Annotated in this window: 11 protein-coding genes; 4 read left to right on the top strand and 7 right to left on the bottom strand. The window is 68.3% G+C overall.

Going from position 1 to position 11,123, the window contains the following annotated elements:
• Positions 1–119 precede the first annotated feature (119 nt).
• The 6 genes from GTW43_RS00345 to GTW43_RS00320 form a co-directional block, all read right to left on the bottom strand.
• A complete protein-coding gene (locus tag GTW43_RS00345) occupies positions 120–1,511 on the bottom strand; it encodes a PQQ-binding-like beta-propeller repeat protein (RefSeq protein ID WP_161299509.1) in 1,392 nt (463 codons plus the stop codon).
• A gap of 228 nt (positions 1,512–1,739) precedes the next feature.
• On the bottom strand, positions 1,740–2,039 hold the full coding sequence (locus GTW43_RS00340; protein WP_161299508.1) for a WXG100 family type VII secretion target: 300 nt from the start codon (positions 2,037–2,039) through the stop codon (positions 1,740–1,742).
• Positions 2,040–2,094: 55 nt separating this feature from the next.
• Positions 2,095–2,430, bottom strand: a complete 336-nt coding sequence (locus GTW43_RS00335; protein WP_161299507.1) for a WXG100 family type VII secretion target — start codon at positions 2,428–2,430, stop codon at positions 2,095–2,097.
• A gap of 118 nt (positions 2,431–2,548) precedes the next feature.
• Positions 2,549–3,763: a S8 family serine peptidase gene (locus GTW43_RS00330; RefSeq protein WP_343245844.1), complete on the bottom strand. Its 1,215-nt coding sequence runs from the start codon at positions 3,761–3,763 to the stop codon at positions 2,549–2,551.
• Between the two features lie 97 nt (positions 3,764–3,860).
• Entirely contained in the window at positions 3,861–5,645 is a 1,785-nt protein-coding gene (locus GTW43_RS00325) for a hypothetical protein (RefSeq protein ID WP_161299506.1), read from the bottom strand.
• Positions 5,645–6,106, bottom strand: coding sequence for a hypothetical protein (locus GTW43_RS00320; protein WP_202500861.1), 462 nt, complete (start codon positions 6,104–6,106; stop codon positions 5,645–5,647). The genes GTW43_RS00325 and GTW43_RS00320 overlap by 1 nt, the downstream gene beginning before the upstream one ends.
• A 503-nt stretch (positions 6,107–6,609) precedes the next feature.
• On the opposite strand from GTW43_RS00320, the gene GTW43_RS00315 reads away from it, so the two are divergent.
• The 4 genes from GTW43_RS00315 (at position 6,610) to GTW43_RS00300 (ending at position 10,779) form a co-directional block, all read left to right on the top strand.
• Positions 6,610–7,095 (top strand): hypothetical protein, encoded by a 486-nt coding sequence (locus tag GTW43_RS00315; protein ID WP_161299505.1) that lies wholly within the window; start codon positions 6,610–6,612, stop codon positions 7,093–7,095.
• Positions 7,096–7,284: 189 nt separating this feature from the next.
• Positions 7,285–9,567 (top strand): hypothetical protein, encoded by a 2,283-nt coding sequence (locus tag GTW43_RS00310; RefSeq protein ID WP_161299504.1) that lies wholly within the window; start codon positions 7,285–7,287, stop codon positions 9,565–9,567.
• A 105-nt stretch (positions 9,568–9,672) separates the two neighbouring features.
• Complete coding sequence (locus tag GTW43_RS00305) at positions 9,673–10,233, top strand: hypothetical protein (protein ID WP_161299503.1); 561 nt, start codon at positions 9,673–9,675, stop codon at positions 10,231–10,233.
• A gap of 9 nt (positions 10,234–10,242) precedes the next feature.
• On the top strand, positions 10,243–10,779 hold the full coding sequence (locus GTW43_RS00300) for a hypothetical protein (protein WP_161299502.1): 537 nt from the start codon (positions 10,243–10,245) through the stop codon (positions 10,777–10,779).
• A gap of 32 nt (positions 10,780–10,811) precedes the next feature.
• Here GTW43_RS00300 and GTW43_RS00295 read toward each other — a convergent pair.
• Positions 10,812–11,123 (bottom strand): hypothetical protein (locus GTW43_RS00295; RefSeq protein WP_161299501.1); only part of this gene is annotated, 312 nt, incomplete at its 5' end.

The following is an 11,123-nucleotide window of genomic DNA, read 5'->3' as shown; positions in this document are numbered from 1 at the left end:
CGGGGTGGGGGCGGGTACGGGGGCGGCCCACGGTTCGGCAGGGCGTGCGGCTCCGAAGGGGGATTCAGTCATGCCCGGGGCATCCTTTCCGGCGGTTCACCCACACGCATGCGCCCGCGCTAGGAGTGGGCACGACCGATACCGATGGCCGTGGTGACGAGGAGGGGAGATCCCTTCTCTCCTTCACCGGTGATGCCGCCGGTTCCGAAGAAGACACGGCCGTTCTCGATCAGCACGTCATCGTTCTCCCCGCCGGAGACCATCGCCCTGTTCTCCGGAGCGACGTTGAAGTAGAAGTACTCGCTCTCCTTGCCCGTCACCGGATCCAGGCTGACCACAGAATTGGGGGCGTAGCCGTCGGTGCTGACCTTGTAGGCAAGCAGCGAGTCACCGCTCATCCGGACGGGATAGATCATTCGATCGTCACCGGCATCGAACTTCATCCCGGAACGACCTGTACCCAGATCGAACCCGACAATCCAGTTGGTGGTGTCGTTGATTCCTTCGTTCTTCTCGCTGCTCGTGACGAAGACCTGTTTCTTGCCCACCACGACCTGGGAGCACTGATCCAGGTAGTACGAATCACATTTGACCTCGTAGTGCCCGCCTTCGAGGCGAATCGTGGCACGGTACTTTCCGTTCTCCCCCAGGGAGATCAGGTCGGTGATCTGACCTTCGCCACCAGCGCCGACGCCAATGACCAGCGGCTTGCTGGAGACGAGCGAGACGCCTTTCACGCCTTCGGCGACCTTGTACGTCCACTGCGCCTTTCCCGTGCGGGCCGAGATGCGCTGCACCTGATACGGCTGCGTCTCGGCACCGGCGCTTTCGGGCGCACAAGCACGGACCACGGACAGGGCACCGCCGCCGGCGAATCCCAGGTCGGAGCAGTCCTGGGCGGGGCTTCGCCGCCACAGCTCCGTGCCGTCGTGCATGTCGAAGGCTGCGGCGCCCTTTGCCTGCCAGGACGTGACGACCACACCTCGTGTCATGGTCACGGTCGTGGGATCGATGGTGGACCCCATTTTACTCTTTCCGGGAAAGGTCGCCTTCCACAGCAGGTGTCCGGAATTCAGGTCGATGAATCCGACCTGGTTACAGAGATCCCCATGTTCCTTGTCCCGGAAAAGGACCGCAGTCTTCTCGTCCACAGTCACCAAGGAGGTGAAGCCGCAGATGGGACCGGGCAGCACTTTCGTCCACGCCTCGGTGTCCGCGCCGATCTTGACGGCTTCGAGCTTGTCGTACCTGCCCTTGACCAGGACCTTGTCCGTCGCCCAGGTCCCCGGTGTCGCCTGACTCTGCTTGGGCTGCAGCTCCTTCGTCATGACAGAAGCCACCATGTGACCGGCGCCTCCCCTCGGGGCAGGCTCCACGGTCTCCCTGATGTCGTCGGACGCAGGCTGATGCGCGGCCTTCGCACTCGTGGTGGTGTCGTTCTCGTTGCCGGAGTTGGCGGACCACAGGGCCCAGCCGCCGAGGGCCAGCACTGCAGCCAGGGCGACACTCAAGGCCCCTCGCAGCTTGAAACGCTTCCGTCGACGCTCCTCGGCAGCCCTCTGCGACTGGGTGAACGGTGACGGCGGGGGGCCGAAAGACATGACTCCTCATCTTCTGTGTACAGGAGTCATCTCAACTCCCCATGCGACACGCTGCCCGGCGGCTTCGCAGCGCCCGAGAGCGTTTCCAGGGTGGGCGCCTCCCGCACGCGCCCACCCTGGAATGCCACTTCAGCAGCCTTAGTCGAAGTAGCTGGCAGCCTTCTTGTCGCCGCCCATGTAGTCACCGCCGGCCTGGCCGACCACGTGACCGATGCCGGTGAGCGCGGTGTGGATGTCCTTGGCTTCCTTGTCCCAGCGCTTGAGCTTGCTGTCGAAGGAACCCTGGGATTCACCCTCCCAGTACTCCAGGCTCTTCACGACCATCTGCTTGAGCTCCTCGAGGTCACCCTCGAGAGCCTTCGCCTCGTTACCGATCTGGGTCGCGGCCGAGTCCAGGCCGTCGTAAGTTACAAGCAGTCCGTCACCGTTGCTGGGCACTTTTCTCTCCCTCGTCTGTACGTAAGTCGCCGTGATCTCGGGGTGCTACGCCGTCTCAGTAGCCACTGAGGGACGAAGCCCCGTCCTTCACGTCGATCTTGTTGACGGACGCTCGCACGTCGTCTTCCGTGTTGTCCTTGATGTTGCGCGTCTTGTTCATCGAGTCGATGACGTCGGCGAGGATCCGGCCGATGGCCTGAAGCGACTCGTTGATCTCGTACTGCTTCTTGTCGAATGCAGCACGACCGATGCCCTGCCAGTTGCCTTCGAGGCTGTCGATGACGCCCTGCAGGTTGTGCACGCGCTTGCGAATGCCGTCGTACTTCTCCGACATCCGCTTCTCAAGTGATGCGACTTTCTGGTCTTCGAGCTTCTGCCTGGGCGTACCCATGCCACTCCCGCCTTTCTTGGTTGCCTCTAGTTGTTTTGCCTTGGCCCGGCCCCTCGCGGGGCCGAACCGCTCCCCCGTGGTCCACCCAAGAAACGCAGGGACCCCACGGTTGAAAGTCTCACTGACCGCGTCGCGCACGGAGGACGGCGAAACCGCCGCCGCCGATCACGATCACTGCCGCGACCGCGCCGAGCGCAATCCACAACGTGTTGCTGTCGCTTGAGGATTCCGCATCTGATCCTGCCGCCTCGGCCGGAACATCTGAAGGCTTCTGCGAGGGCTGTGACGAGCCTGATGCAGAAGTGGAGGGGGTCGTTTCCGAGCTGGAACCGGCCCCGGTCGTCTTCTCGTTGGTGATCGGGTCCACCTCCGCCGCCCCGGGCCGGCCCTCGTTGTGGAGGAGGTTCCGGGCCGGCCGGACGAGGCCGTGTCCGAGGTAGGTGCTCGGCTTGTCCGCGGGCCAGCTGCGGGCCGCGGTGTCGGTCAGGACACGCAGAACCTGGTTCGCGGTCCAGTCGGGGTGTTTCGACCAGATCAGTGCGGCCGACCCGGAGGCGATGGCCGCCGAGGCACTGGTGCCCTCGCCCTTGCCGCAGTACGAGGTGAGGGTGGCATCGCACCACCTGGGGATGTCCAGGCCCGGCGCGGCGAGGTCGACGAACGCCCCGTGCTGGGAGAACTTGCCCACCTTGCCCTCGTCGTCGGAGGCAGCCACGCCCACCACGCCGTCGTAGGCGGCGGGGTAGCCGATGAGGTCGGGGTTCTTGTCGGGGTTGTTGCCGACGGCGGCGAACATCAACTTGCCCTTGGCGTGGGCGTACTTGACCGCGGACTCCAGCTCGGGGTCCAGCACGTCCTGACCGACCGACAGGTTGATGATCTTCGCGTCGGTGTCTGCGGCCGCCCGCACGGCCTTCGCCATCTCCGGCGTCTTCTTGCGCTCGCCCTGATCCTTGAGCGAGGTCAGCAGAACCCGGTACGGGACGACCTTCGCGCCGGGGGCGAGGCCTTTGATCCCGCCGCCGGCACCGGTTCCCGCGATGAGCTCGGCGATGGTCGTTCCGTGCCCGTCGTAGTCCTCGGTCGCGTGGTAGGCGACGCTCTTCGGCGTCTCGTCCGCGAGTACCTGGCCCTTGAGAGAGGGCGTGCCGTCGCTCACCCCGGAGTCGATGACGGCGACCTTGACGCCGTCACCGTCACTGACCTTCCACATGGCTTCAGCGTCCATGGCGTCCAGGTACCACTCCTGGGACCGGACGCTCTCGTCCGCCACCGCGGCCGGTGCGAGACCGACCACCGAACCGACGACGGCACCCGACACGACGGCTGCCACCGCCCACCGCTTCGCCGTGCGGCGCGGTGCGCGCGCACGCCACTCTGTCCGACGGCCGATCCCTGACTCCATGCTGCTGTACGTCCTCGCTCGCGACTCAGTCGATTACCGGCGGCACATCACGCCGCTGCTTCTGCGGAAGGTGTGTCTCCACGTCCTCGACGACGTAGTCCGGCCGCTCGCTGCCTTCCTGATCGTCCTCTCCGCTGTCCCTGCGGGACGACGGTCCTCGAACGAGTCCCGCGCCTCCGGAGGTGAAGCCGCCGCGCCCCGAGCGGGCCGCGGGGTTCTTGCCGGTCGGGCGCCCCGTCACGGCGTCGGACGCACCCTGGATCTTGCGTCCGGCGCCGGTCGAGCGTCCCGCGGTCTCCGTCTTGGGCGCTCCCACGACGCCACGCTGCCCGATGCCGCCGCCGGCACCGCGCGTGCTGCCGGGTGCGCCCTGACCACCCATCACTCCGCCCCGCGGCACACGCGCTCCGCCCTGTCCGGTCGGCTTGGCGGTGTTCGTCGGGCGGCCGCCCACGACACCGTTCGACCGGCCCGCCCCGGTGGTGCCGGGGCCGGAGGTACGGGCGCTGTTCGCATTGTTGGCACGCGGCATGCCGCCGGTGACGCCACGCCCCGTGCTCGTCGGCCGGCCACCCTGCATGCCTCCGCCGCGCGCAGCGGACTGTCCCGTGCTGCTCGCGCGCCCCATGGGGCTGTTGGCCCCGGCCCCGCCTCGGCCCGTGGCTGCGCGGGACGCCTCCGAGCTCGTCGGCGTCCTCCCCTGGGCGGTGAGGGGGCTGCGGTTGGCGCCCCCACCCAGCCGGCCCGGGTTCTGGCCGAGCGGGTTCGTGAGGCCCGTCGCGAACGGCAGGGGCTGCCCCGTCGGGCTCGGGCTCACCGGGCTGACGGGCGTCTGCGGGCTCGGCGCGGTGGTGGTGGGCGTCGGCAGCGTGCCGACACTGTCGATCTCGGTACCGACGGGGCGGTCCGGCATGGTGACCGAACCGTGCACCTCCTGGGGGGTGGTGGGCGAGACGTCGGCGGGCCGGCCCACCTCCTGCACGGAGTGGTGCGGGGAGGACACCTGGGCACGCTCCGCCGTACCGGAGGATGTACCGCTGTCGTCGGCGAACTGCCGTCCTGCGGAGGGCGCGGGCTTCGGGACGCCCACGTTCGGCATCGTCTCGAACGTGGGGGGCTTGAGCGTGCTCAGGTTCTCGGCCGAGACCGAGTAGAACGACGCGAGCCGGTTCATCTGGTTGATGGCCTCTTGGCGGTGGCCTTCGACCTTGACGGCCTCGTCGTAGTCGGGGTCGCCCTTCACCTGCTTGTCGGGGGGCAGGTGCTCGGGCTTCACCTTCGTCTTCTCGGCCGGACGGGTGTCGCGAGGCGGGAGCGAGCTCTTCACCGAGGCAAGACCGGTCGCGGCCGCGACGATCTCCACGCCGGCCGACTGCGCGTAGGAGCTCAAGTCGTCGGTGTGGTTGGCGAGTTTGTCCGCCCACTTCTGGAAGGCGTCACCCGCCTCACCCTGGAAGTCGGATGTCGCGTGCTTGACGTTCCGGCGCAGTTCCGCGGCTGCCTCGCCCATCGCCTTGCTGGCACTCCAGAGCGCCGTTCCGGCGTTCTCGAGCTCGCTCGGCTTGGTGTTCCTCACCAGGTCGAGCATCTCGTTGAGCAGGTCCCTCTCGAAGACGGTGGCGCCGCCCGTGACCTTGAGGTCTTCCGCGAGATCGTCCGACACGTAGAACGCACGGTCGGATCCCAGACCGAAGGCGTCGTGCAGGACGCTCATGACACCCTGCACGCCGTCCGTGAGGGCGACCTGCCCGTCCACCCGCTCCTGCGGAGTGGGCGGCGTCTCCGGGGTCTTCTTGCCGTCGTCACCCATCAGCTGTAGAGCCCCTTCTTGCCCGTCTCCACGCTCTGCGCGTCACTGTGGCCCTGGCCCGAGCCGGCGGCGCGGTGCTCCTGGTCGATCTTCGTCTGGATCTCCCAGAAGCGACGCCTCTGGTCTTCCTCCAGGTTCGCGAACCCGACCTCGGCACCGTGCGAGGCAATACTCATGGCCTCGATCTGCATGCCCAGCATCTTGGAGAGCGAGGTGATGCGCGTGTGGACCTGCTCGTACTGCAGGTGAAGGACGTCCGCCTCGATGAAGTCCCTCGACCCGCTCGTCACGGCCGCCCGGGTGACCTGGTGGTCACGAACCTTCGCGGATCCGCCGTCGGAACTCTCGAAGTCGCGCAGGATCTTGTCGACTCGCTGCTTGAAGGTCGTCAGAACAGTGGCACCGACCTTCAGGTCGGCCGCCGCCGCCTTCGATACCCCGCCGCCTTCCGCTGGAAGCACGCGTCTTCCTCCCCGTTTCCCCGTCGCCCCGTCTCCGTCGAGACGGGCCGTCCACCGTGATCGCTTCGCCCGCGATCGCAAAGCCGTTCGCGTCGGCCTACAACGCGATTACCACTGTAGTCACCATGAACATCCGCTCCAACCGAGCTTCTGCGTTAACTCCGTTACGAGATCGCACGGGCACGGCCCCCTTTTCCGGCAAACTCGGACAACTCTTCGCCCGAGGCGAACCGCGGGGCACATTTGTGTACCGATCTCGGGGTGGGACGTGCTCCTCGGAGCGCTGAGTTCGGGGAGTGAGACCCGTCTCGTACGGATGAATTCGGACATCCGGCCGGAACTCGCCATGAGGCCTTCACGGGGTGTCCACAGATGCAAGGGAAGTGAACAGTGGCGGTCGCGACTCGGGCCCTGTGCGTTTTCCGGCCAGTTGCTAGCTTGGCTCGGAAGTGGTGCGTCCGGGAGCGCGCCGTCAGTGGAAGAGGTACGGGGGAGGCCGGCACATGGCATGGGACGAGTGGCAGCAGCTGAAGGCGGACGCGGCCGGGCGGCAGTCGACGCGGATGCAGTTGAACCATGTCGACGGGGAACCGCCGATGCCGTCGCAGACCGGTGATCTCAAGGTCAAGAACGGGGACCTGTCAAAGATCGGGTCGCACGCCCACACCCTCTACAACCAGCTCTGGGACAAGGCCCGTGTCTCCATCCCCAGCAGCGACACCGCGGCCGGTGACCTCACCGGGCAGGGGTTCGCGCTCGGCGGTGGGCTCAAGCACGTGTCGAACCGCTGGGACGAGCAGCTGAAGTCCCTGATGGACGCCTGCGCGCAGATCTCGAACCACATGCAGACCACCAAGAAGGTCCACGCGGGCGACGAGCACTACATCCAGCGCCAGATGAGCAGCATCGACGCCCTGGACGCGGGGTTCGACGAGCGGGTCGGCGCGCCGGGCGAGAAGAACCCGGTCTACGAGCCCAAGAAGAAGTAGCCGTCCCGGGGAGATCCGTGCGCCCCGGCCCGTGTGCCCCGGCCCGGACACCGCAGGGCTCGTGCACCCCGGTCGTACGGAGGCGGTGGACTCGCCGCACGGGCGGCGCACAGGCCGCACGGGCCGCACACGCATCCGTGGCACACGCAGCATCAGCAGGTTCAGCGGTAGAGGAAGAGACGGGCGATCATGGAACTCGACGCACTGCGCTTCGCCAACTTCAAGTCCCTCGACGACGCGGTCGCCGACTGGAAGCTGCTCGTCAAGCATCTCGTGGGCCTCAAGAAGGACGCCGAGGACGGGCTGCACCAGGCGGCGAACAAGGCCAACTGGGTCGGCGTCAACGCGCAGGTCTCCAAGGAGTTCATCGGCAAGACGGCCGGTGAGTTCGCGGACGCGCACACGCAGGCGACGACCGTCCACAACATCCTCAGCGACACCCGCGACGAGCTCAAGCAGTACAAGAAGGACCTCGAGAACGCGATCGAGCGGGGCCTGAAGAAGAACCTGACGGTCACGAGCACCGGTGACGGCGGGTTCACGGTCACCATGAACATCCACCCGGACCGCGCCGCCAAGGGGACGACGGTCCCCGAGCACAGTCCGAGCGACGTCACCGCGCTGCGCGACGAGGTCCAGGGCATCCTGCAGAAGGCCACGACCAGCGACGACTCGGCGAGCAAGGTGCTCAAGGCGATCGCCGACGAGGCGCGCATGGGCTTCTCCGACGCCTCGTACAAGGACCGGGACTCGGCCGCCGACGCGGTCAAGACCGCCGAGGACCTCGCCAAGATCGCCGGGAAGAACCCGAAGGACCTCACGCCCGCGGACTTCGACAAGATCAACGCGGGTCTGTCGAAGTACAAGGACGACCCGCTGTTCGCCGAGCGGTTCGCCACGCAGCTGGGCCCGAAGAAGACCCTCGAGTTCTGGGAGGGCATCAGCGACCCGCACGTGAACATGGAGGTAGGCCACGAGCGGCTCGACAAGCTCGGCGACCTCCAGCGCAACCTGAGCATGACGCTCGCCACCGCGAGCCAGAGCGACTCCTCGGCCATGACCAGCTGGAAGGGCAACATGATCCGGCTGGGCGACCAGACGATCGGCCCCAACGGCCTCGGCCCCGACGGGTTCCAGGTCATGAGCAACCTGATGCGCGCCGGCGACTACGACGACGACTTCCTCAAGAGCTACGGCACCAAGCTCATGGAGACGGAGCGCAAGCTCACGGGCGACGGCGAGCACGACAACATGAAGTGGCGCGCCGGAATCAACATGCCCTGGCTCAACCGCATGGGCGACGACAGCGGCGCCGACCCGCTCACCGGTTACCTCAAGGGGCTCTCCAACTCCCCCGACGCGGCCACGGACTTCTTCAACGAGGAGTACCTCCCGAAGGACGGCGACGACCGCAAGGAGCCCGTCGACAACTTCACGTACCTCTTCGAGGACCGCAAGTGGCCCGAGGAGCACAACCTGGACGGGGACGACCTCCACACCGGCCAGAACAACCTGGCGCTCGCGCTGGAGGCGGCGACGACGGGTCATCCGGCGGGCGAGCTGCCGACCGCGGACACCCCGGCGCACACCGCCGCTCAGGCCGGGCTCATGCGCGAGCTCGTCGACTCCGTCTCCGAGGACCCGGACCGGCTCAAGGACAACAGCTACATGTCCGACAGCTTCGGCCAGATCGGCGCCGAGTACCTGCCCGACATCCACCGGGCCATGGCCGACGGCCCGAAGGTCGACGGTGGCGACTCGGGCTGGGACAAGCTGTACCCGCTGGCCGGCGAGGACGCCAAGCTCGACCACAACGCGGTCGCGCGCTTCCTCGTGACGACCAGCGAGAACCCCGAGGGCTACGCGGCGCTGAACGTCGGCGAGAAGGCCTACACCGCCAGCCTCATGGACTACCACCTCAACCCGGACCTGCCCGAGGACCAGCGGTACCCGCACGACGCCAAGGACACGATCACCAGCCTGTCCCGCAAGTCCGGCGAGTTCAACGGGCTCCTCGCCCAGGGCCGCCAGGAGGCGGTGCTCGGCCCCGCCGCCGAGAAGGACGGCGACTTCGACTACGCGGTCAGCCAGAAGAAGAACGTCATCTCCGGCATCGTCGGCACGGGCGTCGGCATCGGTACGTCCTTCATCGCCTCGCCGGTCGGCGGCGCGGCCGCGGGCGGTGTCGCGGGCACGGTCACCTCGGCCGTTCTCGAGGCGTTCTTCAAGGACGACGAGGGCAACTACCGCTCCGAGGCGGGGCACGACGTCGCCACGCGCTGGGAGACCATCAAGGACACGGCCACGAACTCCAACTACGCTGCGGCGAGCGAGGCGGCCAAGGCGCATCACGCGACCTACGGGGACCAGATCGACACCTGGGTGAGCGAGGGCACCGCGACCGGCTTCAACGACGCGAACACGGACATCCACGCCATGGCCAAGGACCTCGACACCGAGATCCCCGACTGATCCCCGGCTGATCCCCTACCGATCTCGATCGCACCCGACCCGAGCCGTCTCCCCCGGCGGCTCCCACTGCCGCTCTCCGGACTCCCCAGGATGTTGGACAGACACATGCACAGGTTCCCGTACGGCGTCGGCCGGTCCGCCGCGCTCGTCATCGGCGCGGCGCTGCTCGGCGTCTCGGCCGTCGGCTGTTCCTCGTCCGAGCCGAAGCGCGCGTACGCGGTGCCTGCGGACCTGTGCGGCACCAAGGTGCCCGGCAGTGCGCTGACCCCTCTGCTGCCGCCCGGCAAGAAGGCCGTGCAGGAGCCGTCCGCCGCGGTCGGCGTGCAGCGGTGCCGGCTGAAGGTCGACGGCGAGGTGGCCCTGTCTACGTCCGTCGAGAAGCGCGCCGCCGACGTGTCGGCCCAGGACGTGGCCCAGTCCGCCGAGGGGGTCGAGCCCACCGACACCGCCTCGGGTGACGGGCAGTACGTGTACGGGAAGAGCGGCGCCGTCGGGCGCGTGGCGTGCCCGTCCTCCTCCGGGAAGGCGGACTCCGGGAAGGCGGACCGGTCGATCTGGGTGACCGCCCGGGTGAGCGAGGCCGCGGACGACGCCAAGGACCTGCTCGGCTTCGTCAAGGCGTACGCCGAGGCGACGGCCGGCACCGACGCCTGTACGAAGCTGTAGGGCGGCGGCATGCCTCGACCGCGGGTCTCCGCGCTGCTCGCCGCCGCAGCCGGACTGGTGCTCCTGGCCGGGCTCGCGGGCTGTTCGCCGGACACCGGGGACCACCGCGGGTACGCGGTGCCGGGCGAACTGTGCGACGTACCCGTGCCGGTCTCCGTGATCGAACCTCTGCTGCCGGACGGCGAGCGGCTCACCACGCGGAGCGGGGGCACGGACGGCCTGCGGACCTGCACGCTCACCGTGGACGGCGATCTCGCGGTCAGCGCGAAGACCGAACGCTGGGAGCACGGCACGTCCGTGCGCAAGGTCATGTCGGCCACGCCGGGCCTCGGCGACGCGGCCGCTCCGGCCCGTGCAGGGCAGGCTGTCGCCACCTCGTCCGCGGGGCTGAGGCGGGTGGACTGCGGCTCCGCGCCCGGGGACCGTGAGGAGGTCTTCGCCACGGTCCGCGCGGAGAACGCCCCTGGTGAGTCGGCCCTGAGGAAGGCCGTGACCGCGTACGCGCGCGGGGCGGCCGACGCCGCGGGCACGTGCGGCCGGGGCTGAGTCACGTCCTCCTGGCGCCACGGACCGGGCCGCTAGTGATGTTCGCGGTCGATCTCCGCGGACTGTTCCTCCAGGAAGCGGTGGGCGGCGGCTTCCTGTTCGGCTCGCTCGTGCGGGGACAGCCGGTCGTACTCCCGCAGGCCCTGCGCGGCGCGCTGCCCGAGCGCCTCGGCGTAGGCCGGGATGCGGGTGGCCTCGCGTAATCCGATGCGTCCGGCGAGGACTTCGCGGGCCATCTCGCGCAGGGGGTCGTCGGGGGCGCGGTCGTCCGCGAGGCGTTGCAGGGAGGTGCGCAGGGCGCGGGCGCGGGGGGCGTTGCCGGCGGTGAGGTCGGTGAGGTCGGC

The organism is Streptomyces sp. SID5785, from assembly GCF_009870065.1.
Taxonomy (GTDB): Bacteria; Actinomycetota; Actinomycetes; order Streptomycetales; family Streptomycetaceae; genus Streptomyces.
The sequence above is the reverse complement of the archived record's forward strand: the minus strand, read 5'-3'. Positions and strand labels throughout refer to the sequence as shown.